General features: G+C 70.7%; 24 protein-coding genes and 1 tRNA gene. 17 read left to right on the top strand and 8 right to left on the bottom strand.

The genetic code is table 11. The annotated features are described in order from the left end of the window. The first annotated feature begins 90 nt into the window (after nt 1–90). Nucleotides 91–609, top strand: a complete 519-nt coding sequence (locus ACWBNA_RS12135; RefSeq protein WP_482704302.1) for a GNAT family N-acetyltransferase — start codon at nt 91–93, stop codon at nt 607–609. Here the strand turns inward: ACWBNA_RS12135 and ACWBNA_RS12140 are convergent. Then, on the bottom strand, nt 572–1273 hold the full coding sequence (locus ACWBNA_RS12140; RefSeq protein WP_482704303.1) for an NAD(P)-dependent oxidoreductase: 702 nt from the start codon (nt 1271–1273) through the stop codon (nt 572–574). The genes ACWBNA_RS12135 and ACWBNA_RS12140 overlap by 38 nt on opposite strands. A 241-nt stretch (nt 1274–1514) precedes the next feature. Here ACWBNA_RS12140 and ACWBNA_RS12145 point away from each other — a divergent pair, with 241 nt between their 5' ends. Both ACWBNA_RS12145 and ACWBNA_RS12150 read left to right on the top strand, forming a co-directional pair. Further along, entirely contained in the window at nt 1515–1964 is a 450-nt protein-coding gene (locus ACWBNA_RS12145; RefSeq protein WP_482704304.1) for a DUF485 domain-containing protein, read from the top strand. After that, nucleotides 1961–3571, top strand: a complete 1611-nt coding sequence (locus ACWBNA_RS12150; RefSeq protein ID WP_482704305.1) for a sodium/solute symporter — start codon at nt 1961–1963, stop codon at nt 3569–3571. Before ACWBNA_RS12145 ends, ACWBNA_RS12150 begins: the two co-directional genes overlap by 4 nt. A gap of 52 nt (nt 3572–3623) precedes the next feature. On the opposite strand, the gene ACWBNA_RS12155 is transcribed toward ACWBNA_RS12150, so the two are convergent. Together ACWBNA_RS12155 and ACWBNA_RS12160 are read right to left on the bottom strand one after the other, a co-directional pair. Next, nucleotides 3624–4478 carry a DivIVA domain-containing protein gene (locus ACWBNA_RS12155; RefSeq protein WP_482704393.1) on the bottom strand — a complete coding sequence of 285 codons (855 nt, stop codon included), beginning with the start codon at nt 4476–4478 and terminating at the stop codon, nt 3624–3626. Between the two features lie 1022 nt (nt 4479–5500). Then, nucleotides 5501–7903 carry an SUKH-4 family immunity protein gene (locus ACWBNA_RS12160; protein ID WP_482704394.1) on the bottom strand — a complete coding sequence of 801 codons (2403 nt, stop codon included), beginning with the start codon at nt 7901–7903 and terminating at the stop codon, nt 5501–5503. A 1-nt stretch (nt 7904) separates the two neighbouring features. Between ACWBNA_RS12160 and ACWBNA_RS12165 the strand changes: the two genes are divergently transcribed. After that, nucleotides 7905–8111: a hypothetical protein gene (locus ACWBNA_RS12165; RefSeq protein ID WP_482704399.1), complete on the top strand. Its 207-nt coding sequence runs from the start codon at nt 7905–7907 to the stop codon at nt 8109–8111. 166 nt (nt 8112–8277) lie between these two features. On the opposite strand, the gene ACWBNA_RS12170 is transcribed toward ACWBNA_RS12165, so the two are convergent. Continuing rightward, nucleotides 8278–9267, bottom strand: a complete 990-nt coding sequence (locus ACWBNA_RS12170; protein ID WP_482704306.1) for an SMI1/KNR4 family protein — start codon at nt 9265–9267, stop codon at nt 8278–8280. Between the two features lie 306 nt (nt 9268–9573). Between ACWBNA_RS12170 and ACWBNA_RS12175 the strand changes: the two genes are divergently transcribed. Continuing rightward, a complete protein-coding gene (locus ACWBNA_RS12175) occupies nt 9574–10149 on the top strand; it encodes a YwqJ-related putative deaminase (protein WP_482704307.1) in 576 nt (191 codons plus the stop codon). A 218-nt stretch (nt 10150–10367) separates the two neighbouring features. Continuing rightward, nucleotides 10368–10862, top strand: coding sequence for an SUKH-3 domain-containing protein (locus tag ACWBNA_RS12180; RefSeq protein ID WP_482704308.1), 495 nt, complete (start codon nt 10368–10370; stop codon nt 10860–10862). 19 nt (nt 10863–10881) lie between these two features. On the opposite strand, the gene ACWBNA_RS12185 is transcribed toward ACWBNA_RS12180, so the two are convergent. After that, complete coding sequence (locus ACWBNA_RS12185; protein WP_482704309.1) at nt 10882–12195, bottom strand: sensor histidine kinase; 1314 nt, start codon at nt 12193–12195, stop codon at nt 10882–10884. 454 nt (nt 12196–12649) lie between these two features. Here ACWBNA_RS12185 and ACWBNA_RS12190 point away from each other — a divergent pair, with 454 nt between their 5' ends. The 8 genes from ACWBNA_RS12190 (at nt 12650) to ACWBNA_RS12225 (ending at nt 18910) form a co-directional block, all read left to right on the top strand. Then, complete coding sequence (locus ACWBNA_RS12190) at nt 12650–13225, top strand: hypothetical protein (protein ID WP_482704310.1); 576 nt, start codon at nt 12650–12652, stop codon at nt 13223–13225. A gap of 27 nt (nt 13226–13252) precedes the next feature. Next, nucleotides 13253–13324 (top strand) — tRNA-Gln (locus tag ACWBNA_RS12195). Nucleotides 13325–13450: 126 nt separating this feature from the next. Then, the gene (glmU, locus tag ACWBNA_RS12200; protein ID WP_482704311.1) at nt 13451–14899 is read left to right on the top strand and encodes a bifunctional UDP-N-acetylglucosamine diphosphorylase/glucosamine-1-phosphate N-acetyltransferase GlmU; all 1449 of its coding nucleotides are present in this window, start codon (nt 13451–13453) and stop codon (nt 14897–14899) included. Between the two features lie 136 nt (nt 14900–15035). Next, entirely contained in the window at nt 15036–16016 is a 981-nt protein-coding gene (locus ACWBNA_RS12205; protein WP_482704312.1) for a ribose-phosphate diphosphokinase, read from the top strand. A gap of 185 nt (nt 16017–16201) precedes the next feature. Next, entirely contained in the window at nt 16202–16786 is a 585-nt protein-coding gene (locus ACWBNA_RS12210) for a 50S ribosomal protein L25/general stress protein Ctc (RefSeq protein ID WP_482704313.1), read from the top strand. 70 nt (nt 16787–16856) lie between these two features. Further along, the gene (pth, locus tag ACWBNA_RS12215) at nt 16857–17459 is read left to right on the top strand and encodes an aminoacyl-tRNA hydrolase (RefSeq protein ID WP_482704314.1); all 603 of its coding nucleotides are present in this window, start codon (nt 16857–16859) and stop codon (nt 17457–17459) included. 116 nt (nt 17460–17575) lie between these two features. Further along, a complete protein-coding gene (locus ACWBNA_RS12220; protein ID WP_482704315.1) occupies nt 17576–18079 on the top strand; it encodes a hypothetical protein in 504 nt (167 codons plus the stop codon). Nucleotides 18080–18217: 138 nt separating this feature from the next. After that, complete coding sequence (locus tag ACWBNA_RS12225; protein ID WP_482704316.1) at nt 18218–18910, top strand: LPXTG cell wall anchor domain-containing protein; 693 nt, start codon at nt 18218–18220, stop codon at nt 18908–18910. 98 nt (nt 18911–19008) lie between these two features. Here the strand turns inward: ACWBNA_RS12225 and ppc are convergent, their stop codons facing one another. Then, the gene (gene ppc / locus ACWBNA_RS12230; RefSeq protein ID WP_482704317.1) at nt 19009–21750 is read right to left on the bottom strand and encodes a phosphoenolpyruvate carboxylase; all 2742 of its coding nucleotides are present in this window, start codon (nt 21748–21750) and stop codon (nt 19009–19011) included. Nucleotides 21751–22039: 289 nt separating this feature from the next. Here ppc and ACWBNA_RS12235 point away from each other — a divergent pair, with 289 nt between their 5' ends. The 3 genes from ACWBNA_RS12235 (at nt 22040) to ACWBNA_RS12245 (ending at nt 24412) form a co-directional block, all read left to right on the top strand. Next, entirely contained in the window at nt 22040–23050 is a 1011-nt protein-coding gene (locus tag ACWBNA_RS12235; protein ID WP_482704318.1) for an acyl-CoA desaturase, read from the top strand. Next, complete coding sequence (locus tag ACWBNA_RS12240; RefSeq protein WP_383858828.1) at nt 23047–23724, top strand: TetR family transcriptional regulator; 678 nt, start codon at nt 23047–23049, stop codon at nt 23722–23724. The genes ACWBNA_RS12235 and ACWBNA_RS12240 overlap by 4 nt, the downstream gene beginning before the upstream one ends. Nucleotides 23725–23809: 85 nt before the next feature. Next, entirely contained in the window at nt 23810–24412 is a 603-nt protein-coding gene (locus ACWBNA_RS12245; protein WP_482704395.1) for a Uma2 family endonuclease, read from the top strand. Here the strand turns inward: ACWBNA_RS12245 and ACWBNA_RS12250 are convergent. Both ACWBNA_RS12250 and ACWBNA_RS12255 read right to left on the bottom strand, forming a co-directional pair. Continuing rightward, nucleotides 24399–24767, bottom strand: a complete 369-nt coding sequence (locus tag ACWBNA_RS12250; RefSeq protein ID WP_482704319.1) for a VOC family protein — start codon at nt 24765–24767, stop codon at nt 24399–24401. The two genes, ACWBNA_RS12245 and ACWBNA_RS12250, sit on opposite strands and share 14 nt — an antisense overlap. Beyond that, complete coding sequence (locus ACWBNA_RS12255; protein ID WP_482704320.1) at nt 24767–25585, bottom strand: trans-aconitate 2-methyltransferase; 819 nt, start codon at nt 25583–25585, stop codon at nt 24767–24769. The genes ACWBNA_RS12250 and ACWBNA_RS12255 overlap by 1 nt, the downstream gene beginning before the upstream one ends. Nucleotides 25586–25643: the final 58 nt, after the last annotated feature.

The raw sequence follows: 25643 nt of genomic DNA on the forward strand, positions 1-25643 counted from the left end.
GGACGAATCCAGCGGTCAGAAGACGATCCCCACGAATGCCCGGGAGTTTATCGAGGTGCTTGAGAACGGCACGCCCCCTACCCTGCCCCCATGGTGAAGCTGGAACGACTGCGCCCGGACCACGCGGACGCCCTCCTGGCCTTCGAGCGCACGAACCGCGCCTATTTCGTCCGCTCCATTCCGGATCGCGGCGACGCGTACTTCACCGAATTCACCGCCCGTCTCACGGCGTTGCTCGCCGAGCAGGAAGCGGGTGTCTGCCATTTCCACGTGATTCTGGACGCGGACGGCGAGTTGATCGGCCGGATCAACCTCGTGGACGTCACGGAGGACCGCTCGGCCACACTCGGCTACCGCGTCGCCGAGTCCGCCACCGGACGGGGTGTGGCCACGGCGGCGGTGGCAGCGGTATGCCGCCTGGCCGCGACGACGTACGCGCTGACCTCACTCACGGCGGTCACCACCCTGGACAACCAGGCGTCCAGAACCGTCCTCGAACGCAGCGGCTTCACCGCCGAGGGCGACACCACGATCGGCGACCGCCCCGGCATCGCCTACCGGCTCGCACCCCTCACCCCCTCTTGGCCCCAACGGCCTCCTTCCGTATGAGCTGGAGGAACGTCGGCGTGTTCTCCGTCGTGCGTACGTCCACGAACGCGCGCACGTGACCGGCACCGGCAGCCTGCCGTACCAGTTCACGCGCCAGATCGACCCGCGCCGTGTACCGGCCGGGCAGGCGTGACGTGCCGACCCGGTAGTCGCTGACCGTGTCCGCGTCGAAGAGGCCGCCGGGGCGGAGGACCGTCCAGTCGAGGTCGGTCCCGCGGACGACGGCCTCCAGGCGACGCATGTCCTCGTACACCGTGCGGCCCATGAACCGCATGACGGCCGGCTCCACCACCTTGCGGAACAGGAGGCTCTCGCCGGGCGCCGGTGTTCCGAACAGGACGGTGGAGGTCACGGCGACGAGGCGTCGTACGCCGTGCTTGGTCATGGCCTGGGTGATGTGGGTGATGCCGGCGGAGTACACGGTCACCGGGTCCTTGCCGTAGGGGACGCCGAGTGCCGAGATCACGGCGTCCTGCCCGGCGACCGCCCGCTCGACGGCGGCGGGGTCGTGCACGTCGGCCTCGACCACCCGCACGCGCCGTCCCTGTCCCACGAAGGCCTCCGGGTGGCGCGTGACGGCGGTGACCGCGTGCCCCTCCGCGCTCGCCCGCTCGACGACCAGCCGGCCCGTCGGCCCGTTCGCTCCGAACACGACCATGTCCATTGCCTGCCTCCTCGTGAATCCCGAACCTGAGCTCTCGCCGACAAGAGGAGTCGAGCGGCCGGGAGTGTGACACCCCGCTCAAAAATCGGAGTTAATGCGGGTAACACCCGAGGTCAGCGGAGTAAGCGCGTACCGACCAATCAGTTTGGCGAAACCCTCGCGCACACGCCTACCTCCGAGTAGCGTGCGTGGCTCCGCTCACCCCACCCCCCCCACTCCTGAGCCGCCAAGGAGCACCGGGATGTCCTACGACCCGTCACCGTCGTACCCGTATCAACACCCACCGCACCCACCGCACGACGCGTCACCGTCGTACGCCACCTATCCCTGGCAGCCGCCCGCGCCCGAACCGGCGAGACAGCACCCCCGACGGCACCCCGCCCTCGGGCACCACAGCGACCTGCGGATCCTGCGCAGCGCCTACCGCTGGCAGCGGCGCACGGCCACCCTCACCGCGCTCGGCTACTTCACGCTCTTCCTGATCCTGTCCGCGTTCGCGCCGGGCTTCATGACGAGCACGGTCGCCGGGCTGCCCACCGGACTGCTGCTCGCCCTGATACAGCTGCCCGTCACCTGGCTGGCGGTGGGTCTGTACGAGCACACGGCCCGCCGTTACGTCGATCCGATCGCGGACCGCATCCGCAAGGAGTCCGAAGTCAGCGCCAAGCGAGAGGGGGCGGCGCGGCGATGACGGGATTCAGCGACTCCGCCCAGGCGATGTCCCTGGTGGCGTTCTCGACGGTCGCCACCATCACGCTCCTGCTGTGCGTGATGACCGGCCCCGACCGGGACGACCTCGACGAGTTCTACACCGGCTACAGCTCCCTGTCCCCCATGCGCAACGGCCTCGCGATCGCCGGCGACTACATCTCCGCCGCGACCGTGCTCGGCACCGGCGGCGTCATCGCCCTGTGCGGGTACGACGGTGTCGTCCTCGCCCTCAGTACGGCGCTGTCGCTGATGCTGCTGATGTTCCTGCTGGCCGAACCCCTGCGCAACGCGGGCCGGTTCACCATGGGCGACGCGCTGGCGCGGCGGATGCCGGGGCGGGGCGTCCGTATCGCCGCGTGCGCCGTGACCATCGCCGCGCTGCTGCCGCTGATGCTCGTCCAGCTGGCCGGCACCGGCCAACTCCTCGCGTTCATCCTCGGCTTCTCCGGCGACTCGCTGAAGACCGGCTGCATCATCGGCCTGGGCGCGATGATGATCAGCTACGCGGCGATCGGCGGCATGAAGGGCACCGCCCTCATCCAGATCATGAAGATCGTGATGCTGCTCGGATCGGGTGCCGTGGTCTCCGTACTGATCCTGAACAGGTTCGACTGGGACCCGGGCGCGCTGTTCGACACGGCGGCGGAACAGAGCGGCGTGGGGTCCGCCTTCCTGCAGTCGGGGCTGGAGTTCGCGGGCAGTCCGCATCCCCGCCTCGACATGATCAGCACTCAGTTGGCGGTGGTCCTCGGTGGTGGCTGCCTGCCGCACATCACGATGCGCATGTACACCGCCTCCAGCGCCCGGCAGGTACGCCGTTCGATGTCCTGGGCGGTGTCGTCGGTGGTGCTGTTCGTGCTGGTCATCACGGTCGTCGGGTTCGGTGCGACGGCGTTGATCGGCCGGGCGGTGATCGCGCAGGCGGACCCGCAGGGCAACACGGCGTACCTGCTGGCCTCCCGGGCGGCGTTCGGCGCCGACGTCTCCACGGCGGAGACGCTGCTCTTCACGACCGTCACCACGGCGATCTTCCTCACCCTGCTCGCCTCGGTCGCCGGCATGATCCTCGCCTGCGCCAACTCCCTCGCCCACGACGTGTTCGCGGCCCGCGTGCGGGAGATGTCCGAGCGCCGCGAGATGATGCTGGCGCGGTTGTCGGCCCTGGTGGTCGGCGTTGCGGCGATCGTGCTCGCCACGCTGGTCCAACACCGCAGTCTGCAACCCCTGGTGACCCTGTCCTTCTGCCTCGGCGCCTCCGCCATCGCCCCCGCGCTCGTCTACAGCCTCTTCTGGCGCCGCTACACCCGAACGGGCCTGCTCTGCACGCTCATCGGCGGCTCGCTGGTGGTGCTGCTCCTGATGCCGGGCACGAACCTGGTCTCCGGTTCCCCCGCCTCCGCCTTCCCCGAGGCCGACTTCAACTGGTTCCCGTTCACGACGACGGGCCTCGTGTCGATCCCGGCGGGCTTCGCCTTCGGGTGGCTGGGGACGGTGGCTTCGGGAAAGGGCAAGGCCGAGGAGCAGAGGAAGCAGTACGAAGCGGTGGAGGGGTGGATCCTCGCCGGGGCGGTACGGAAGGAAAGCTGACGGCTTCGGAAGGGGGCGGATCCCCCTCTGTCACTCCGCCCCCCTCCGTCCGTCACTCCGTCGCCGCCCGCCCCGTAAGCGCCGTCAGACTGTTCCGTACGTGATCCATCTGCGCCCGCACGTCGTCCCACCGCTCCCCGTGCTCCCGCAGCACCCGCTCCGTCTCCCGGGCGATCCGCTCCTCCCTGGCCCGCGCCTCCGCGACCACCTCGGCCGCCCGCGCCTGCGCCTCCTCCTGCCGCTGCCGCGCCGACGCCTCCTCCTCGGCGAACGCCTGCTTCGCCTCGGACAGGACGGCCTCAGCACACGCCACCCGCTCGGCGGTGAGCGCGTCCAGCGCGGCCGCCCGCTCCTCCGCCTCCCGCTCAGCCTCGGCCCAACGATCGGCATGCTCCTTGGCCTGCTCGCCGAGCATCGCGGTGGTGCGCTGCCGTACCTCGCGCAACGCCGCAAGTGCCTCCCCGCGCCCCTCCTTCACCTCGCGCCGGGCACCGACGCGGATCTCGTCGGCCTCGGCCTGGGCCGCGAGCAGGCGCTGCCGGGCGCGTTCGTCGGCCTCGGAGCGTACGGCGTCGGCGTGCGCCTGCGCTGCCTCGCGCACGGCGTCCGCACGCTCCCGCGCCTCCGCCACGAGGCGCTGCGCCTCCTGCCGCGCGCCCTCCCGTACCGCGTCGGCCTCCTCCTGCCCGAGCTCGAAGAGCTGCCGCGCGCGCTCCCCGAGCGCCTCGTACGTCTGCGGAGCCAGTTCCGCCACGGTCTCCCGCAGCAGCGCCGCCTCCGTCTCCATCTCCCTGGCGAGGACGGTGAGACGGGCGGCGCGCTCCCAGGCGGCGTCGCGGTCCCGGGAGAGGGCGCCGGCGTACGCGTCGACCTGTTCGGGACGGTAGCCGCGCCCCCGTACCGCCATGACAGCCATGAATCCATGTGGCGCGACCGAAGCGCTGCTCATCCTGGAACCCCTCTCCGCCGAACCGACACGAATGGATGCGACATGATGATTTCGCGGCCATCTTGATATATCGGACGGAAGTGTTCGTAACGCGACACTCCGCGCACACGTCACGGTCACAGGTCCGGCTCCAGGCCCGGGTCGGCCCCGGGTCCAGCTCTGGATCCGGCTCCAAGTCCGGTTCCCGGTCCGGGGCCAAGTCCGGGGCCAGGTCCGGATCCGGGCCGAGGTCCCGGTCCAGGTCCAGGTCCGGGCCGAGGTCCAGGTCCGGGCCGAGGTCCAGATCCGGGCCGAGGTCCGGGCACGCTGCAAGTCCGGGTCCCAGTCCGGGGCCAAGTCCGGGGCCAGGTCCGGATCCGGGCCGAGGTCCCGGTCCAGGTCCAGGTCCGGGCCGAGGTCCAGGTCCGGGCCGAGGTCCAGATCCGGGCCGAGGTCCAGATCCGGGCCGAGGTCCAGATCCGGGCCGAGGTCCAGATCCGGGCCGAGGTCCGGGCAAGCTGCAAGTCCGGTTCCCAGTCCGGGGCCAAGTCCGGGGCCAGGTCCGGATCCGGGCCGAGGTCCCGGTCCAGGTCCAGGTCCGGGCCGAGGTCCAGCTCCGGGCCGAGGTCCAGATCCGGGCCGAGGTCCGGGCACGCTGCAAGTCCGGTTCCCTGTCCGGGGCCAAGTCCGGGGCCAGGTCCGGATCCGGGCCGAGGTCCCGGTCCAGGTCCAGGTCCGGGCCGAGGTCCAGATCCGGGCCGAGGTCCGGGCAAGCTGCAAGTCCGGTTCCCAGTCCGGGGCCAGGTCCGGGGCCAGATCCAGGTCGGGCCGAGGTCCAGATCCAGATCCACGTCCAAGTTCATGCGGGACCGGGTCCGTCCGGGACCGGGCCCGAATCCACACCCCCGGGCACCCAGCGCACGCGAAAGGGCCGGCCCCGATCACACGACCGGGGCCGGCCCTCACCGCGCAGAACGCATCTCTCCAGCGGCCGGGGCGCCTTACAGCAGCCCGTCCCACATCTGTTCCAGCAGCACCGACCACCAGCTCTCCGGCGAACCGAGAGCCGCCGGGTCGAGCGCGGCCAACTGGGCCTGGAAGTCGACGGTCCAGCGTCCCGCCTGTTCCTGGTTCAGCCCGAACCGGAGCCGCCACATCCGACCGAGCAGCGCCAGGCACCGCTGGAACTCGGGCAGCCCCGTGTTCACGAACTGCGGCGGTACGGGCGCACCGCCCGGCCCCGCCTCCACGGGTACCGCCACGATGTTCGCCGTGCCGTACTGCACGCAGATCGCCCGGCCGAAGTCGCTGCCCATGACGAGGTACGAGCCCGCGTCCGAGGCCGGTTGCACTCCGCGCTCGGCCGCCAGCTCCGCCAGCGTCGGCACCGGCCGCCCCGGCTGGGCCTGCGCCCAGAAGAACGGACCCATGTCCATCGGCAGCCCCGCCACCACCAGCGAGTGCGCCACGACCGGCGGCACACCCTGCCGGGACACGGCGGCCTGCTCGAACCGGAACACCCCCGGCCCGAACGCCCCCGCGACCTCCTGCGCCACACCCTCCGGCGGAATCGGCGGCGCGGGCTGCACCTGAGGCAGCGGCGCCCGGATCGGGGCCGGGCGGGCAGGCCCGTCGGCGACCTGGTGCAACTCACCCTGGTGCTCTATGAGTTGCTGCATGCCCTGCCGACGGCTCGCGTGATCCGTGCCGTACGGCGCGATGCTCGCGATCCTCGCCTGCGGCCACTGCTCCCGGATCATCCGCGCACAGTACGCACCCGGCAGCTCACAGGACTCCAGCTCCGTGTGCAGCTCCAGCACCTGGTCCGGCGGCACGTTCATCGCGCGCAGCTCGTGGAAGATCTGCCACTCCGGATGCGGCGTCCCCGGCGCCGAACGCCGGATCAGCTGCTGCTCGGACCCGTCCTGCGCGCGGTACCGCAGTACGGCCTGATAGCCGGGCCCGACCGTCGGCTGCCCCTGGTGCTGCGGATAGCCGTACGCCGCCGGCTGCCCCGGCATGGGCTGCCCGGGAGGCGGCATCCCACCGGGAGGCATGGCACCGGGCGGCGGCATGGCGCCGGGCGGCATCGGCCGCTGCGGAGCGCCGGGACCCGCGCCGGATGGGCCCGGAGGCATACCCGGGGCCCCAGGCGCGCCGGGGGCCGGGGGAGGCGGCGGCGGAGTCGCGCCGGGTCCGCCCACCGGTGGCCCGGCCAACATGGTCTCCGCGTGGTGCACGGCACCTCGCGCGCCACCGGAAGAGCCCTGCGCACCGGGCGCGCCAGGCGGCTGAGGCGCACCAGGCCTGCCCGGGGCACCGGGCGGCTGAGGCGCACCGGGAGCACCGGGCGCCCCAGGAGCTCCCGGAGGCTGCGCCGCGGCCCCGCCAGGACCCATCCGCCCCGGATCGGCGAACATCGTGGCGGCATGGTGGACCTCACCCGGAGGCGTACCGCCGGGCGGGTTCGGAGCACCAGGCGGGTTCGGCGCGCCCGGCGCCTGCGGAGCGCCCGGCCCGCCGGCAGGTCCCCCAGGACCGTCGGGGCCGAGCGCCGACACCATCTGCGTCGGCACGTACCCACCCGCCGGCGCACCCGGCGCACCCGGCGCACCCGGCGCACCCGGCCCGGCGGGCGCGGGCGGGCCGCCCGGACGCGCGCCCGGCGTCCCCGGCGCACCCGGCGGAGGCGGCGGGTTGGTCCCGGCACGGCGCGGCGGAGGCGCCGCCTTGCTGGTCGCGGCGTCGGCGATGTCCCCGGCGTTCGGCGCTAGCGACCGCCCGCCCGGAGCACCGGCCCCGGCGACGGGAGGCTGAGCAGCCCCCGCGACACCGCCGGCCCCTTGCGGATAGCCGTACGACGGCGCACCCGGCGGAGGCGGAGGCGTCGCACCGGCAGGCCCACCCGGCCCACCCCCAGCCTGCGGATACCCATACGACGACGGCGCACCCGGACCGGTCGGTCCACCCGGAGCCCCGTCCCCCGGGGGCACAACCGGCCCACCCGGCGCGTTCGACTCGTCGACCGCCGGCGCGAACGCCGTCGGCGGAAGCGCGCTGCCGCCCGAGATCAGGGCCGTCTTGGCGTCCGGCGGCGCGGCATCGTCGTCGGCACCGCTCAGCGGCGGCGCGAACACGGTCGCCGGCAACGGCACCGAACGGTCCTCACCACCATCCCCGTTGGTGTCGGTCCCGGCCCAGGGCGTCGCCCCTGCAGGCACACCGGACACACCGGAAGGCCCGGCGGACACGCCGGAAGGCCCCGCCTGCGTCTGAGGAAGCGCCTCACCGCCCCGGGACGCCCCACCGGCACCGGCCCCCGCGGAAGCGGCAGCCGCACCGGCACCCCCGGCACCGCCGGAACCCCCGGAAGCCGCAGCCCCCCGCCGGTCCGGGATCCCCAACTTGTCCGCCGCCTCCTGCAACCACTCCGGCGGAGTCAACAAGAACGACGTCTGGTTCAGGTCGACCCGGGCCGCCGGAGCCGGCACCGCGTCGGCGACGGCATCCGCACGGCCGTACCGCTCCTCGTACCGGCGGATCACCTCACCCACCGCCAGCGAGGGCCACAGCGTGGCCTCCCCGCTGTCCCGGGCGATGACCAGCCGCTGAGCACCGCCGTCCGAACGCGGCCCGTCCGCACGGTCCTCGGCCCACACCACGAACCCGAGGTCGAACTCCCGTACCCGCACCTCACGATGCTGGTACGCCGGCACATCCCCGTTGATCCACTCTTCGGCGCGCTCCTGCGCCTGCGCAAACGTCACCATCGTTCAGCTCACTCCCCCACCGACGAGACGGGAACGGACCGCGCGAACCCGCCGTCCACCATCAGGTTCGCCACCGTCTCCAACTCCGGCGGATTGCCCGCCAGCCGCGACAGGAATGCGTCGAAGTCGTCACCGCACGGCAGCAGCAACCGCTCCACCCGCTCGGCCGGCGGCCACGAGGGATCGACGTCCCGCGCGTCGTCGTACGCGCAGAACCACACCGAACCGGCCCGCTCACCCTTCACCTTCACGGCCAGCAGACCGCCCTGCACGAAACCGACCGCCAAGTAGTCCTTGGTCAGATGGTCACGCAGGCACTTGTTGACGTACACGAGGTCGTTGACCGCCGCCTCGTCCCGGACCGTGAAGAACGGCTGGTCGATCAGCAGGCCCAACTCGGCGTCCAGGGCCGTGCCCACCGGCGCACACCCGCCCGCCGCCTTCAGGAACGACCGGTACGCGCCCGGCAGCCGGTACCCGAGGTCCTCCTCGACGCCCAGCACCTGCGACTCCGTCACCGCCACACCCGACTTCGGCAGCCCGAAGTGCGCGGGACGCGTCTCCTGAAGCGGCCGCGTACCCCTCTTGTTCTGGTCCACCGCCGCCGTCGCGATACCGCCGTGATGCCGCAGCAACGCCTTCACGTCGACCGGCACCAACTCCAGCCGCCGCGAGGTCGCCGCGTGATGCCACGTCCAGCCGTGCGGCGTCGCCACCGCGGGCACCGTGTCCCACAACTCGTGCCCCGTGGCCGCCAGGGCCGCGTTCGCCGACACGTAGTCCGTCAGCCGCAACTCGTCGACCCCGAAACCCTCCGGCGGATCGGCGATCTCCGCGACCGCACGCGCGTAGGGCGAGAAGTCGGGATAGCCGTGCTCGTCCACCCGTACCCCTCTCGGGTGACGGGCCGCCCGGACCGGATCCGGGAAATGCACGACCTGCCCGGCGTAGGCCGCGTTCGGCGGCGCGGCTTGCTGCCCGAGCCGACCTGTCGTCATGGCGGTTGCCCCCTGCGGCACTCTGGTACGACCCGTAGCGACCATCTTCGGCCCCTACGCCCCGTATCGACTGTCTCGTCCGTCTCCACGCGTCGACCGCGCGGATCGCGGTGCCGACAGCCTATGCGGTACGACAAGACCGGTCACCGGGCACCGGTCAGCACCCCTCCGCTTCCGTGACCAGCCGTCACCCCGCCGTGACAGCCAGCCCAAACCCGGGCGTGTCGCGCCGCCCCAGCTTCCGCAGCAGCCACGGCATTTGGCACTCTGTGTCGTCCGGGGGATGCTCGGGAGGGGATGACGATCATGAACGCGACGCAGACGGGACCACACCCAGGACCGCGACCAGGCACGTCCGGCGACCACCGGACCGCCCGGCACACAGGCCCGCACAACGGCTCCTCCGGCGATCCCCGCATCGGCTGGAGCAGCACCGACACCCCACACGCCCCCACCCTGCGCCACCGCCGCGACGGCATACTCCCCACCGTCGCCGCCGCGCTCTCCGTACGCGGCGCCACCCTCACCGGCACCGCCGCCCGCGGCGACCAGCCCCCCGCCCTGCACCCCCTGGTCCAGGACTTCCTCGACAGCCTCCCCAGCGACCGACGCGACCGCTTCACCGGCCGCTGCGCCGAAACGATGCTGATCTCCCGCCACATCACCGCCATCGACGCCGCCCGCAGCAAACGCGCCGCCCGCAGACCGATGACCAACGGCGAGGCCCGCAGAGCACTCAAGCAGGCCAAACTCACCGCGAGACACATCCGCGAGGACGGTGACCCCCTGCACGGCGGCTTCGCCGCCCCCTGCCGCGCCTGCGCCGCCCTCAGCGCCCACTTCGGCGTCCGTGTCGTCGACTCCACGACGCCGGACGACTGAGCCGATCAGGCACACCCCACGTACATCACCAGGACGCACATCACCCGGACGTCCCTCACCCGGACGAACACCGACAGGACCCACCCCGACAGGACGTACACCGACAAGGCACCCGCCACGACCGCCCCCGGTCACCACAGCCCCCGGTCACGACGGCCGCGACCCCAACGATCGCGACCATCTCGACGCTCCCGACGCTCTCGACGAACCAAGGGAAGATGCACCCCGACCGCACCTCCACCACCCGCTTCCCCGTACCCGTCGACGCCGCCCTGCGCGCCGCCGGCTGGCAACCCGGACGCTGGGACATAAAGCAGGCCGAAATCTGGGCCGACGCCCTGCGGGAACACACCTCACGCGCCGGACACCGGCACACCGTGTTCCCCGCCGCCGTCGAGGCCTGGGCCGAATTCGGCGGCCTCCACCTCACGCCCACCGGCCCCGGCCGCCAGATCGCCCCCGCCGAACTGCACCTCGACCCGCTGCACGGCCTCCACATGGCCCGCACCCTCGGCGACCTCGGCCGCGCACTCGGCACCGAGGTCTGCCCCCTCGGCGCCGAGACCGACACCCAGGCCCTCCTCGCCATCGACACCGAAGGCCGCGTCTACGCCCTCGACCACACCGGCGACTGGTACCTCGGCCCCGACTTCGACCAAGCCCTCGCCACCCTCGTCTCCGGCGTCGATCCGACCCGCCTCACGGCAGGCTGACAGCACCCGAGCGACCGCCCTACGACGCGGCCGGAATCACCGCCGACACCCGGAAACCCCCCGCATCCGTCGGCCCCGACACGAACACACCACCCAGCGCCACGACCCGCTCCCGCATCCCCACCAGCCCGTTGCCCCCGGACGGCAACCGCGCCGACGACGCCGAAGTCAGCTCCGGCGGCGGCTCGTTCTCCACCTGCATCGCGATCTCCGACACCCGGTGCGCGAGCCGTACGTGCGTCTTCGCCCCCGCCGCATGCTTGTGGACGTTCGTCAACGCCTCCTGCACCACCCGGAACGCCGTCTGCTCGATCCTCGCCGCATACGACCGCGTCTCCCCCTCCACCGACAGATCGACCACCATCCCCGCGGCGGCCGACTGCCCCACCAGCACATCCAGATCCGACAGGCACGGCCCGTCCGCCGCCCCCTCGTCGTCCGCCACCCGGGACGCCGCCGCGGCCGCGACCACCCCCACCGCCGCCAACGGCACACTGTCCCGCCGCACGGCCGCCCCACCGGTACGCAACACCCCGAGCATCTCCCGCAACTCGGTCAACGCCTGGCGCCCCATGTCCCCCACGAGCGCGGCATTCCTCACCGCCTTCTCGGGATCCTTGCGGGCAACGGCCTGAAGCGCCGCGGCATGCACCACCATCAGGCTCACGCGATGCGCCACGACGTCGTGCATCTCACGGGCGATCCGCGTCCGCTCCTCGTTCCGAGCCCACTCCGCCCGCTCCTCGGCCCGCTCGGCGAGCAACTGAAGCTCCCGCTCCAGACTGTCCGCCCGCTCCCGCAGGCTCTCCATCAACCGCCGCCGCGCCCCCACATACAGCCCGAGCAGCAGCGGCGGCGCGGTCAAACCGATCGAGGTCGCGAGCGAGGCGAAGGGGACGAACCAGTCCCCCATCGTCCAGTCCCCCTGCGCCACCCCCTGCCGCACCCGCACGAACGTCACGATCAACGTCCCCACCAGCTGCATTCCCGCCAGCGAGCCGATGATCCGCCGCGGCAGCTCGGAGGCCGCCAGCGTGTACAGACCGACGATGCCCATCAGGAAGCCCATCCAGGCGGGCGTGATCGCGATCGACACCAGCACGACGGCGATCGGCCACTTGCGGCGCAACACCAGCACCGAGCCGGCCAGGACGCCGAACACCACCCCCGCGGCATCCGGAATCCCCGCGTCCCGCGCGAACGGCACCCCCTCCACCGCACACTCCACCGCGGACGCCACGGCCAGACCCACGTCCAGCACCGCACTGCGCCACCTGGCCCACCACCACGGCCCTCCCAAGGCCGTGGTGTGTTCTTCCCCCGTCGTGGTCATGCCTCCAGCCTACGGGCGCCGGGTGCCCCTTTTCCGGTGAGTTTCCTTGACTGGCCTACACCACACTCCGTGATCGAACGGCAACGAAACCGACCGATATCTCTCGAACTGTTGAATCGCTCACCGTTCGACTCCGGAAGATCGGATTCCGCCCGGACGGTATGCCCATGGCACATCCACACGGCACAGACACGGACTTCGAGGGCTCCGGGAGCAGGCGGTCACGCTGCGACGAGCCGGCCTCAGCCGACGCCAGATCCGCGACCGTCTGCACGTCCGCAACAACGACATCCTCAACCGCCTCCTGGAGGGCGAACCACCCCCGGAATGGACCAAGCGCCCGAACGCGAGGGACGACCTGCGGGAAAAGGCGCGCGAGCTACGCCTGCGGGGAGGGACGTACGACCAGATCCAGGTGGAGCTGGGGTGCTCCAAGAGTTCGATCTCACTGTGGGTGCGGGATCTGCCGAAGCCCGAGCGGCGTGACCCCGCCGATCAGGCACTGCTCGCCGCACGGAAGCACTGGGAGCACGAGCTGCCCCTGCGCGACGCCGAGCGGCAGCAGACCAAGGCCGCGGCCACGCGGGAGGTGGGCGTACTGAGCGACCGGGAGCTGTTCCTGGCGGGCGTCGCCCTCTACTGGGCAGAGGGAGCCAAGGACAAGGCCCACAGTCGCCGGCGCCGCGAGAACCTCCAGTTCATCAACAGTGACCCGAACGTCATTCGCCTCTACCTGCGGTGGCTGGAGTCGATGGGCGTCGAACGCGAACGCATGCGGTTCCGCGTCAGCATCCACGAATCGGCCGACGTGGGCGCCGCCCAGGCATTCTGGGCCGAACTTGTCGGGGCGGACGCCTGCGAGTTCCAGCGCCCCACCCTCAAGAAACACAACCCCACAACGAACCGGAAGAACACGCCGGAGGCCTATCGCGGCTGCCTGGTCCTCTACGTCACCAGGAGCGCCGAGTTGTACCGTCGCATGGAAGGCGCTTGGTACGGCATAGTGTTGGGTGCCATCTCGGCGATCTAACCGAATGTCCGGTTTAGCCGAGTTCCATCCCCCGTGGTGTAATTGGCAGCACTGTGGCTTTTGGTGCCATCTGTCCGGGTTCGAGTCCTGGCGGGGGAGCACATGCTCGGTTCGGGCCCTGACCAGTGACAGCACTGTCAGGGCCCACTCTCATGTCCCCCACGAAACGCCCCGGTATCCTGCGGATGTCCGACCCCCACCCATCCAAAGCCGAAGGGCAACCCCGTGAGCGCCATTCGCCCGGCAGCCGTCGTCGTTCTCGCAGCGGGTGAGGGCACCCGTATGAAGTCGGCCACACCCAAGGTTCTGCACGAGATCTGTGGCCGGTCCCTCGTGGGCCATGTGCTCGCCGCCGCGCGTGAGTTGCAGCCGGAGAATCTCGTCGTGGTCGTGGGCCACGCCCGCGAGAAGGTCACCGCGCATCTGACGGAGACCGACGCCGAGGTGCGCACCGCGGTGCAGGCGCAGCAGAACGGCACGGGGCACGCCGTGCGGATGGCGTTGGAGGAGCTGGGCGGTCCGGTGGAGGGCACCGTGGTCGTCGTGTGCGGGGACACGCCTCTGCTGACCGGTGCGACCCTGCGGCAGCTCGCCGCCACGCATTCCGCCGACGGCAACGCCGTGACCGTGCTGACCGCGGAGGTTCCGGATGCCACCGGTTACGGGCGGATCGTGCGCGAGCACAGCTCGGGGGCTGTCACGGGGATCGTCGAGCACAAGGACGCCTCCGACTCGCAGCGGGCGATCCGGGAGATCAATTCCGGGGTGTTCGCCTTCGACGGGCAGCTGCTGGCGGACGCGCTGGGGAAGGTCCGTACGGACAACTCGCAGGGCGAGGAGTACCTGACCGACGTGCTCGGGATCCTGCGTGAGGCCGGGCATCGGGTGGGGGCTTCGGTCGCCGGTGATCACCGTGAGATCGCGGGGATCAACAACCGGGTGCAGCTTTCCGAGGCCCGGCGGATTCTCAACGACCGGCTGCTGACCGACGCGATGCTGGCCGGCGTGACCGTCGTCGATCCGGCCACGACCTGGGTCGACGTGAGCGTCACCTTCGAGCAGGACGCCGTCGTGCATCCGGGGACGCAGTTGCAGGGCTCGACGCACCTGGGTGAGGGCGCCGAGGTGGGGCCCAACAGCCGTCTCAGGGACACCCGGGTGGGCGCGGGGGCGCGGGTCGACAACACGGTCGCGGACGGGGCGGAGGTGGGTCCGCAGGCGACTGTGGGGCCGTACGCCTATCTGCGGCCCGGTTCGCGGCTCGGCGCGAAGTCGAAGGTCGGTACGTACGTGGAGACGAAGAACTCCTCCATCGGGGAGGGGACGAAGGTCCCGCATCTGTCCTATGTCGGTGACGCGACGATCGGTGATCACACCAACATCGGTGCGGCGAGCGTGTTCGTGAACTACGACGGTCAGGACAAGCACCACACGACCGTCGGGTCGCACTGCCGTACCGGTTCGGACAACATGTTTGTGGCGCCTGTCACGGTCGGGGACGGTGCGTACACCGCCGCCGGGTCCGTGATCACGAAGGACGTACCGCCCGGTTCGTTGGCCGTGGCCCGCGGTCAGCAAAGGAATATCGAGGGTTGGGTGGCCCGTAAGCGTCCGGGGAGCGCGGCTGCGAAGGCGGCCGAGGCGGCGTCCCGGCAGGGTGAGAGCGAAGGCTGACCGGAAACGGGTGCGTCGGACACGGCGTACCGTGATAAGTGCACACCCGCACGCCCCACCAGCCGAGACGGCCTCTCGCAGCCAGCTGAGACGGTCTATCGGTACCCAGTTGAGACACCTCTGAGGAGACAGTGCTGTGACCGGGATCAAGACGACCGGCGAGAAGAAGATGATGTTCTTCTCCGGCCGCGCCCACCCCGAGCTTGCCGAGGAGGTCGCCCAGCAGCTGGGTGTCGGGGTTGTCCCGACGAAGGCCTTCGACTTCGCGAACGGCGAGATCTATGTGCGCTATCAGGAGTCGGCTCGCGGTGCGGACTGCTTTCTGATCCAGAGCCACACGGCTCCGATCAACAAGTGGATCATGGAGCAGTTGATCATGATCGACGCGCTGAAGCGCGCGTCGGCCCGCTCCATCACCGTCATCGTGCCGTTCTACGGTTACGCGCGTCAGGACAAGAAGCACCGTGGACGTGAACCGATCTCGGCGCGTCTGATCGCGGACATGATGAAGACGGCCGGTGCCCACCGCATCCTGACCGTCGATCTGCACACGGACCAGATCCAGGGGTTCTTCGACGGCCCGGTGGATCATCTGTTCGCCCTTCCGCTCCTCGCGGACTACGTGGGCAGGAAGGTCGACAAGAACAAGCTGACGGTCGTGTCGCCGGACGCGGGCCGGGTGCGGGTCGCCGACCGCTGGTGCGACCGGCTGGGCGCCCCGCTGGCCATCGTGCACAAGCGGCGTGACAAGGACGTGGCGAACCAGGTGACCGTCCACGAGGTCGTGGGTGAGGTCAAGGGCCGGGTGTGTGTGCTGGTCGACGACATGATCGACACCGGTGGCACGATCTGTGCCGCGGCGGACGCGCTGTTCGCGCACGGCGCGGAGGACGTCATCGTGACGGCGACGCACGGTGTGCTGTCGGGTCCGGCGGCGGACCGGCTGAAGAACTCGCGGGTGAGCGAGTTCATCTTCACGGACACGCTGCCGACGCCGGGTGAGCTGGGCGCGGACCTGGACAAGATCAAGGTGCTGTCGATCGCGCCGACGATCGCGAGCGCGGTGCGTGAGGTGTTCGAGGACGGTTCGGTGACGAGCCTGTTCGACGAGCAGTAGGCACTGCTTCGAAGATCCTTTTGGGTGTGGCCTCCCTGCCGAGTAGACTGCTCAAGTTGCTCGGCGAGGGAGGCCGTACCGCTTTTCAGGAGGCGTACGGCGGTCCGTTATCGACGCGCTCTTCGTAGCAGGCCGATTGTTTGGCCGGGTGACCACCTTCCCCGACTGTTCTACGAGGAGTGACCATGGCTGACGTCAAGCTCGCCGCCGAGACCCGTACCGAGTTCGGCAAGGGTGCGGCCCGCCGTATCCGCCGTGACAACAAGGTTCCCGCCGTTGTCTACGGTCACGGTGCCGAGCCGGCCCACATCACGCTGCCGGGCCACGAGCTGCAGCTCGCCCTGCGCACCCCGAACGTCCTGCTGACGCTGGACATCGAGGGCAAGACCCAGCTGGCGATCCCGAAGGCCGTGCAGCGCGACGCGATCAAGGGCTTCCTGGAGCACGTCGACCTCCTTCTGGTGACGCGCGGCGAGAAGGTCAACGTCGAGGTCTACGTCCACACCGAGGGCGAGCTCGCGCCGGGCGCCTACCTGCTCGAGCACGTGCTGAGCACGCTGAACGTCGAGGCCGAGGCCACGCACATCCCGGAGTCGGTCACCGTCTCCATCGCGGGCCTGGAGGCCGGTGACTCCATCCTCGCCAAGGACATCCCGCTGCCCGAGGGCACCACGCTGGTGACCGACGAGGACGCGGTCGTCCTCCAGGTCCTGGCCGCCCAGGCCGAGGAGGCCCCGGCGGAGGGTGAGGCCGAGGCCACCGAGGCCTGATCCTCCCCGGAATACCGGCTGCCGGCCGCCGCTCCCCTCGGGGGCGGCGGTCGGCGCGTATCAAGGAGACATGCACGTGACGACCGATGCAGGCGCCCCGTGGCTGATCGTCGGCCTGGGTAATCCCGGGCCCGAGTACGCCGCCAACCGGCACAACGTCGGCTTCATGGTCGCCGATCTGCTCGCGGAGCGGATCGGGGGCAGGTTCAAGCGGGCCGGGAAGGCGCAGGCGCAGGTCGTGGAGGGGCGGATCGGGCCGCCCGGGCCGGCGAGCCGGCGGGTGGTGCTGGCCAAGCCGATGTCGTACATGAACCTGTCGGGCGGGCCGGTGAACGCGCTCAGGGACTTCTACAAGGTGCCGGTGGCGAACATCGTGGCCGTCCATGACGAGCTGGACATCGACTACGGCGTGCTGCGGCTCAAGCTCGGCGGCGGGGACAACGGGCACAACGGTCTGAAGTCGATGACGAAGGTGATGGGTGCGGACTATCACCGGGTGCGGTTCGGGATCGGGCGGCCTCCGGGGCGTATGCCGGTCGCGGACTTCGTGCTGAAGGACTTCTCGTCGGCGGAGCGCAAGGAGCTGGACTACTTCGTGGACCGGGCGGCGGACGCGGTGGAGTGTCTGGTGATCGACGGACTGGAGCGGGCTCAGGGTACGTACAACTCCTGAGGCCGGGAACGGGCCAGGGGAGGCCCGGGGGAAGGGGCTGGGGAAAGGTACGTACAACTGCCGACTTTTCCGCCCCGGGCACCCGGCGAAGTTGACCGACCGCAGTGCCATGGCCAATGATCCCCGCCATGCCTGCCACTGCCATCACCTCCCGTCAGGCCTCCGTGACCGCGCTGCGGTTCGGGCGGCTCATGGCGATGGGTACGGTCGCGGCGCTGATCCTGATCGCCGGTGTGTGGGCGTCCTGGGGGACGGCCCAGCACGTGATGCTCACCAAGGGGCGGGAGCGCGGCACGGTCGAGGTGACGCGGTGCGGCGAGGACACCTGTACGGGGCCGTACACGCCGGCGTCGGTGGGGTCGTCCGCCCGCCGGAGCGTGGTCATCGCGCACACGGTCGCCGTGCGCAAGGGGCGGACGTACACCGTGGTGGTGAAGCCGGGCAGCGACGACGTGGTGCGCTCCGGTCCTGCCGGGATCCTGTACGCCTGGGTGCCGATGGGCGGCGCGCTGCTGCTGGCCTCGGTCGTGGTGGCGGGCGGGCTTCGGCGGACGCGGGTGGCGTGGGTGCTGGCGGGGTCGGGGATCGCGCTGCTCACGGCCGCTTTTGTGGTGGTGTGAGGGGCTTCATCGGCCTCGCCTTCCGTGCTCGAACCATTCGTTCCCTGTTCGTGATTGACCTGCGGTCAGTCCCGGCTGGAAGCTGAGCCGCCCCCTCCACATCTTCCGTTTCACATCTCGAAGATGGACTACTGCCCCATGCGTATCCTCACCCGCTCCGGCGTCCTGTCCGCCGGTGTCGTCTCGGCGGCTCTGCTCCTGTCTCCCGCCGCGCACGCGACCTCATCTGCCGCCGCTCCCGGCGACAACGGCACCGTGAAGATCCACGACGCCACCACAGGCGAGGAGCTCCGCAAGAACGAGCCCCACGTCTGCACCTTCTACCTCGACGCCTTCGGTTTCGACGCCGTCCAGGAGGTCGACTGGCACATCGAGGCGTGGGCCCCGACGGCCGACGTCAAGGGCGAGACCGTGAAGTCCGGCGAGATCACCCTGGACGCCGACGGTCACGGCCGTACGGACGACCTGTCCCTGCCGGACGGCCACTACAAGCTGTTCTGGAACTTCGAGGGCGAGAACGGCGCCGCCAAGCACAAGGTGTTCTGGACGGACTGCGAGGACGACGGGGACGGTGGCGGTTCGACGCCGTCCGTCTCTGCCTCGCCGAGCTCCTCGGCGGGCGAGTCGGCCGACCCGTCCGCGTCGCCGAGCCCGGGCTCCTCCGCGGGCGAGTCGGCGGACCCGTCGGCCTCCTCCTCCCCGTCCGCCCAGGGCACCGGCGGCGACCTCGCCGAGACCGGCAACGGCGCCCCCGTCGGCCTGCTGTCCGGCCTCGCGGCCGCGCTGGTCGCGGGGGGCGGCTACCTGGTGTTCCGTCGCCGTCAGGCCTGATCCTCACCACCAGAGCCCGATCGCACGCGCAAAGGTGCCCCCGAGCCTCCTGTACGAGGCTCGGGGGCACCTTTGTGTTGTCGCGTCCGAGGGGACCGTCAGCCGGTGTTGCGCAGGCCCGCCGCCACGCCGTTGACGGTCAGCAGCAGTGCCCGGGACAGCAGCGGGTCGGGCTGCTCGCCCGCGGCTGCCGCGTCGCGCTGGCGCTTGAGGAGGGTGACCTGGAGGTAGGAGATCGGGTCCAGGTAGGCGTCGCGGATGCTGAAGGTCTGCTTCAGCACCGGGGTGGCGTCGAGCAGTTCCTTCTCGCCCGTCACCTTCAGCACCTCGCGCACGGTCAGTTCGTGCTCGGCCCTGATGGTCTCGAAGACGTGCTTGAGGTCGTCCGGGACGAGGGTGTCGACGTAGTGGGCGGCGATCCGCAGGTCCGTCTTGGCCAGCGTCATCTCGACGTTGGAGACGAAGTTGCGGAAGAAGTGCCACTGCTCGTGCATCTCGTCGAGCACGGTGTCCAGGCCGGCCTCGCGCAGGGCCTTGAGGCCGGAGCCGACGCCGAACCAGCCGGGCACGATCTGCCGGGACTGGGTCCAGCCGAACACCCACGGGATGGCGCGCAGGCCGTCGAGGCCGGCGCCGGAGTCGGGCCTCCTGGAGGGCCTGGATCCCAGGTGCAGGTCGGCGAGCTGGTCGACCGGGGTGGCCTTGAAGAAGTACGCGGGCAGGTCGGGGTCCTCGACGAGCCGGCGGTAGGCCGAGTGGGCGGCGTCGGACACCAGGTCCATGGCCGCGTCCCAGCGGGCCAGCGCCTCGTCGGACTGGCGGGGCGCGGTGTGCAGGGCGGAGGCCTGCAGGGTGGCCGCGACCGTGAGTTCCAGGTTCTCGCGGGCCAGGGACGGCACGAGGTACTTGTCGGAGATGACCTCGCCCTGCTCGGTCACCTTGATCTCGCCCTCCAGGGTGCCCCAGGGCTGGGCGAGGATCGCGTCGTGCGAGGGGCCGCCGCCGCGGCCGACGGTGCCGCCACGGCCGTGGAAGAGCCGCAGCCGTACGCCGTACCGGTGCGCCACGTCACGCAGGCGGCGCTGGGCGCGGTGGATCTCCCACTGCGAGGTCGTGATGCCGCCGAACTTGGAGGAGTCGGAGTAGCCGAGCATGACCTCCTGGACGTCGCCCCGCAGCGCGACCAGGCGCCGGTAGGACGGGTCGGAGAGCATGTCCTCCAGGATCGTGTCGGCGGCCTTGAGCTCGTCGGTGGTCTCCAGGAGGGGCACGATGCCGATCTTGGCCCAGCCGGCGTGCAGGTCGAGCAGGCCCGCCTCGCGGGCGAGGACGGCGGCGGCGAACACGTCGTCGGCGCCCTGGCACATCGAGATGATGTACGACTCGATGACCTCGGGCCCGAAGACCTCCAGGGCCCGCTTCACGGTCTGGAAGACGCCGAGGGTCTTCTGGCCGGCCGCGTCCACGGGCGCCGGCGTGGGGCCGAGCGGGCGGCGGGAGCGCAGCTCCTTGGCGAGCAGCTTGCCCCGGTACTCGCGGGGCATGTCGGCGTAGCGCCAGGACTCCTCGCCGAGCCGGTCGAAGAGCTGGCCGAGGGCGTGGTGGTGGGCGTCCGCGTGCTCACGTACGTCCATGGTGGCGAGCTGGAGGCCGAAGGCGCCGAGCGTGCGGATCGTACGGTCCATGCGGCCGTCGGCGAAGAGGCCGCCGCGGTGTTCCCTGAGGGAGCTCTGGATCAGGGTGAGGTCGTGCAGCAGTTCGGCGGTGCCGAGGTAGTCGCGGCCCTCCTCGTGCGGGATGCCCTTGGCCAGGCGCGTCTTGGTGTTCTCCAGCTTCTGCCGGATGCAGGTGGCCTTGAGGCGGTAGGGCTCCTCGGCGTTGAGGCGCTTGTAGCGGGGGCTGATCTCCGGGAGGCGCTCCAGGTCGGTGCCGAGGGAGTCCAGGAGCTCGTCGGTGGCGCCGGTGTAGCGGATGGAGTTGGAGAGGAAGCCGCGGAGCTCGTCGATCATGTCCAGGGCGTCGTTGATGCCGTGCTCGTGCTGGAGGATCAGGACGTCCCAGGTGACCTGGGGCGTGACGTTCGGGTTGCCGTCGCGGTCGCCGCCGATCCAGGTGCCGAAGGTGAGGGGCCGGGTGCTGTCGGGGAGCTTCACCCCGACCCGCTCCAGCTCGGCCGTCAGGTCCTCCAGGACGTCACCGACCGCGCCCGCGTGCAGTTCGTCCAGGTAGTAGATGGCGTTGCGGGCCTCGTCGGCGGGCTCCGGGCGTACGACGCGCAGCTCGTCCGTCTGCCACACGAGGTCGATGTTCTCGGCCAGGCGGGTGTCGTAGCGGCGGCGGTCGGCCTCTATGACCGGCATCTCCAGGAGCGCGGCGATGCGCCGCAGCTTGTTGAGGACCGAGCGGCGGGCGGCCTCGGTGGGGTGGGCCGTGAACACGGGGCGCACGTTCAGGTTGGCGACCGACTGGCGCAGGTGCTCGGGGTCGGCGTCCTTGAGGCGGTCGGCCGTGCGGGCCAGCAGGCTGCCCTCGGCGGCGCGCTTGGCGCGCAGTTCCCGGCCGCGGTGGACCTGCTCGGTGACGTTGGCCAGGTGGAAGTAGGTGGAGAAGGCGCGGACCAGCTTGGCCGCGGTCTGCAGTTCGATGCCGCGCAGCAGCTCGGCGGCGGCTTCGCCGTCCTCGCGGGTGAGGCGGCGGACCTTCTCGACCAGTTCGAGCAGCTCGGGACCCTCCTGTCGGACAAGGGTCTCGCCGAGGAGGTCACCCAGTCGCCTGATGTCGGCGCGCAGCTCGCTGCTGGTCGACATGGTGCTCGTAGTCAGGTCGTCGGCACTGCTCACAGGTGCGGCTCCTTGCAGTGTTGAAGCTCATGCGAGAGGGGAACCCGGATGGCGGTCAGGCGGCTGCTGCCGCATACGGGCCGGACATCCGGGAAGAAATGAGAGCGGACCGCGCTGTCCGACCGATCCAAGGATAGGTGTCCATGCGGACGCGCAGAATCTCGGGCTCTTGCCGCAGGGCGACCCGCTGCCATACTTACGATGCCGTAGGTTACGGAACCGTAGGAAGCACCGCTCGGTTCTCGCTGCCCGGCACCAGCCTCAATCCAAGACCCCACAGGGGACACGCATGACCTCTAGCTCCGACGTGATCGAAGGCTCTTCGAAGCCTGCCGACGAGACTCCCGCGCCGTCCGCCACCCTGGGTGGCGAGCAGAAGCGGTCGATCGAGCAGATCACCTTGCTGCTCTTCATCACCGTCCCGTTCCTCGCGCTGCTGGCGGCCGTGCCCCTCGCCTGGGGCTGGGGCGTGAGCTGGCTGGACCTCGGCCTTCTGGTCTTCTTCTACTACCTGGGGTGCCACGGCATCACGATCGGTTTCCACCGCTACTTCACCCACGGCTCCTTCAAGGCCAAACGACCCCTGCGGATCGCGCTGGCGATCATGGGCTCGATGGCCGTCGAGGGGCCGTTGGTGCGTTGGGTGGCCGACCACCGCAAGCACCACAAGTTCTCCGACGCCGAGGGCGACCCGCATTCGCCGTGGCGTTTCGGGGAGACGCTCCCGGCGCTGATGAAGGGCCTGTGGTGGGCGCACATCGGCTGGATGTTCGACGAGGAGCAGACGCCGCAGGACAAGTACGCGCCGGACCTGATCAAGGACAAGGCGATCCGGGCGATCTCCCGGCAGTTCATCCTGTGGACCATCCTGTCGCTGGCGCTGCCCGCGGTGATCGGCGGTCTGGTGACGATGTCCTGGTGGGGCGCGTTCACCGGCTTCTTCTGGGGCTCGCTGGTGCGGGTGGCCCTCCTGCACCACGTCACCTGGTCGATCAACTCGATCTGCCACGCGGTGGGCAAGCGGCCGTTCAAGTCGCGTGACCGGTCGGGCAACGTGTGGTGGCTGGCCGTCCTGTCCTGCGGCGAGTCCTGGCACAACCTGCACCACGCCGACCCGACGTCGGCACGGCACGGGGTGGAGCGGGGCCAGCTGGACTCCTCGGCGCGGTTCATCCGCTGGTTCGAGATGCTCGGCTGGGCCTATGACGTGCGCTGGCCGTCACGCTCGCGTATCGATTCCCGCCGTAACACGGGTGAGGACGGTTCCCGACGCGAGAGGGAGACGGCCGAGGCGGCATGATTGACGCCGTGGCGACCGACTCCAGCAGCACCCCGAGCAATGAGAAGCCGCGGCGTGCGCGTCGCACCCGGATGACCGGTGCGGAGCGTCGCCAGCAACTGCTGGAGATCGGTCGCACCCTCTTCGCCGCGAAGGGCTTCGAGGGCACCTCGGTGGAGGAGATCGCGGCGAAGGCCGGGGTGTCCAAGCCGGTGGTGTACGAGCACTTCGGCGGCAAGGAGGGGCTGTACGCGGTGGTGGTCGACCGTGAGATGCGGCGCCTGCTGGACATGGTGACGAGTTCGTTGACGGCCGGTCATCCGCGTGAGCTGTGCGAGCAGGCCGCTTTCGCGCTGCTGGACTACATCGAGGAGTACACGGACGGTTTCCGGATCCTGGTCCGTGACTCCCCCATCCCCCAGTCCACGGGTTCCTTCGCCTCCCTGATCTCGGACATCGCCACCCAGGTGGAGGACATCCTCGGGCGCGAGTTCAAGAACCGCGGCTTCGACTCCAAGCTGGCCCCGCTGTACGCGCAGGCGCTGGTCGGCATGGTCGCGCTGACCGGCCAGTGGTGGCTGGACGTCCGCCGCCCGAAGAAGGCGGAGGTCGCCGCCCATCTGGTGAATCTGGCCTGGCACGGGCTGGACGGGCTGGAGGCGAAGCCGCACTTGATAGGGCGCCGGAAGAACTGACGCGGTCACTCCTTGTGATGACGCCTGCGGATTCCGCCCGCTACCGTGATGCAGCAGGCCGAGAATCCCCTCCATGGGAGGAACCATGACCGCCGAGCCGACCGCCAAGCACGGCTGCCGCTGGCCGGTGCCGCCGCAGGACGGGTACACCGTGGACGACCTGTTCACGCTGCCTGACCTCCCGCCGCACACCGAGCTGATCGACGGGAGCCTTGTCTTCGTGAGTCCGCAGCGGATTTTCCACAGCCGCATGATCGACCTTTTGCTGGCAGGCCTGCGTGGCGCGGCCCCGAAGCAGCTGAAGGTCCTTCGGGAGATGACCGTCGTCCTGGACCGGCGCAACGGCCCCGAGCCCGATGTGTCCGTAGTCCGCGCCGAGGCCGTGACCGGCCTGGAGCAGACCCGGTTCAACGCCGCCGACGTGCTGCTCGCCGTGGAGGTGGTCTCCCCCGACTCCGAGGCCCGCGACCAAGACACCAAGCCCCGCAAGTACGCCGCCGCGGGCATCCCCCACTTCTGGCTGGTCGACATGGCCGGAGAGGGCCGACACCCCGTGGTGCGGGTCTACGAGTTCGACCCGCTGTCGAAGACCTACGCGCTGACCGGCATCCACCACGACCGGCTCAAGCTCGGCGTCCCCTACGATCTCGACCTCGACATCACGCTGGACGCCCTCAAGGAGCTGTGACCGGCTCCAGGAACTCCAGCCGGTTGCCGACGGGGTCCTCGGCGTGGAAGCGCCGGTGACCCGGCAGGTCGTCGTCCCAGATGACCGTCGCGCCCCGCGTCTCCAGCCGGGCCGCAAACGCCCCGATGTCCGTCACCCGCAGCCCGGGGTGAGCCTTCTTCGCGGGGCGGAAGTCCTTCTCGATCCCCAAGTGCAGCTGCACTGAACCCACCTGGAACCAGCACCCCCCACGCGCCGCGAGCACCGGCGGCTTAGGGATCTCCGTCATCCCGAGGACACCGACGTAGTACGCCCGCAGCCGCTCCTCGCAGCCGGGCGGGGCGGCGAGCTGCACATGGTCGACTCCGGTGATCATCACGCCTCCTTCCGCGCCACCGCGAAGATCCGGCGGAAGGGGAAGGGCGTGCCGTGCGGCCCGGTCGGATAGGCCTCGCGCAGGGCTGCCCGGTACTCGGCGACGAACTCCTCCCGGGCGTCCGGGTCGTCGGCGAGGGCGGTGAGGACGGGGCGCAGGCCGGTGCCCTTCACCCAGTCCAGCACCGGGTCCTCGCCCTCCAGCAGATGGACGTACGTCGTCTCCCACACGTCCGCGGTGCAGCCGAGGCCGGCCAGCCGCTCCAGGTAGACCTGGGGCGCGAGGACGGCGTCGTCGTGGCGCAGGGTGTCGGCGAGGCGGTCCTTCCAGCGGGCGGAGTGGGCGAGTTCGCGCATCAGCAGGTGGCTGGGGGCGCCGAAGTTGCCGGGGACCTGGAAGGCGAAGGTGCCGCCGGGCACGAGGCCTGCCACCCACGGCGCGAACCGTTCCACGTGCCCCGGCACCCACTGCAGGGTGGCGTTGCTGACGATCAGGTCGTACGGCCGAGGCGGCGTCCAGCTCCGTACGTCGGCGTGGGCGAAGTCGAGGCGGCCGCCGCCGGGGGTGGGGCCGGAGTGGTCCACGTGTGCCTTGTCGAGCATCTCCGGCGAGTTGTCGTACCCGGTGACGTGCGCGGTGGGCCAGCGGTCGGTGAGCAGGGTCGTGACGTTGCCGGGACCGCAGCCGAGGTCGGCGATGCGGGGCGGGTCCCCGGGGAGGCCGGGGACGCGGGCGAGGAGGTCGACGAAGGGGCGGGCGCGGTGGTCGGCGTGGCGCAGGTACTGGGCGGGGTCCCAGGTGGGGGCGGCGGCGGGCATGGGGGCCTCCTCGTCGTGGCCGTTCTGACGGGTTCCCAGCCTGACCCGAATTTAGCTC

This window comes from Streptomyces sp. Q2 (assembly GCF_056820935.1).

Bases quoted from the DNA above. Each gene is read 5' to 3' on its own strand.
- ACWBNA_RS12135 (WP_482704302.1), top strand. From the start codon at position 91: ATGGTGAAGCTGGAACGACTGCGCCCGGACCACGCGGACGCCCTCCTG.
- ACWBNA_RS12140 (WP_482704303.1), bottom strand. From the start codon at position 1,273: ATGGACATGGTCGTGTTCGGAGCGAACGGGCCGACGGGCCGGCTGGTC.
- ACWBNA_RS12145 (WP_482704304.1), top strand. From the start codon at position 1,515: ATGTCCTACGACCCGTCACCGTCGTACCCGTATCAACACCCACCGCAC.
- ACWBNA_RS12150 (WP_482704305.1), top strand. From the start codon at position 1,961: ATGACGGGATTCAGCGACTCCGCCCAGGCGATGTCCCTGGTGGCGTTC.
- ACWBNA_RS12155 (WP_482704393.1), bottom strand. From the start codon at position 4,478: ATGGCGGTACGGGGGCGCGGCTACCGTCCCGAACAGGTCGACGCGTAC.
- ACWBNA_RS12170 (WP_482704306.1), bottom strand. From the start codon at position 9,267: ATGACGACAGGTCGGCTCGGGCAGCAAGCCGCGCCGCCGAACGCGGCC.
- ACWBNA_RS12175 (WP_482704307.1), top strand. From the start codon at position 9,574: ATGAACGCGACGCAGACGGGACCACACCCAGGACCGCGACCAGGCACG.
- ACWBNA_RS12180 (WP_482704308.1), top strand. From the start codon at position 10,368: ATGCACCCCGACCGCACCTCCACCACCCGCTTCCCCGTACCCGTCGAC.
- ACWBNA_RS12185 (WP_482704309.1), bottom strand. From the start codon at position 12,195: ATGACCACGACGGGGGAAGAACACACCACGGCCTTGGGAGGGCCGTGG.
- ACWBNA_RS12210 (WP_482704313.1), top strand. From the start codon at position 16,202: ATGGCTGACGTCAAGCTCGCCGCCGAGACCCGTACCGAGTTCGGCAAG.
- pth (WP_482704314.1), top strand. From the start codon at position 16,857: ATGCACGTGACGACCGATGCAGGCGCCCCGTGGCTGATCGTCGGCCTG.
- ACWBNA_RS12220 (WP_482704315.1), top strand. From the start codon at position 17,576: ATGATCCCCGCCATGCCTGCCACTGCCATCACCTCCCGTCAGGCCTCC.
- ACWBNA_RS12225 (WP_482704316.1), top strand. From the start codon at position 18,218: ATGCGTATCCTCACCCGCTCCGGCGTCCTGTCCGCCGGTGTCGTCTCG.
- ACWBNA_RS12235 (WP_482704318.1), top strand. From the start codon at position 22,040: ATGACCTCTAGCTCCGACGTGATCGAAGGCTCTTCGAAGCCTGCCGAC.
- ACWBNA_RS12240 (WP_383858828.1), top strand. From the start codon at position 23,047: ATGATTGACGCCGTGGCGACCGACTCCAGCAGCACCCCGAGCAATGAG.
- ACWBNA_RS12245 (WP_482704395.1), top strand. From the start codon at position 23,810: ATGACCGCCGAGCCGACCGCCAAGCACGGCTGCCGCTGGCCGGTGCCG.
- ACWBNA_RS12250 (WP_482704319.1), bottom strand. From the start codon at position 24,767: ATGATCACCGGAGTCGACCATGTGCAGCTCGCCGCCCCGCCCGGCTGC.
- ACWBNA_RS12255 (WP_482704320.1), bottom strand. From the start codon at position 25,585: ATGCCCGCCGCCGCCCCCACCTGGGACCCCGCCCAGTACCTGCGCCAC.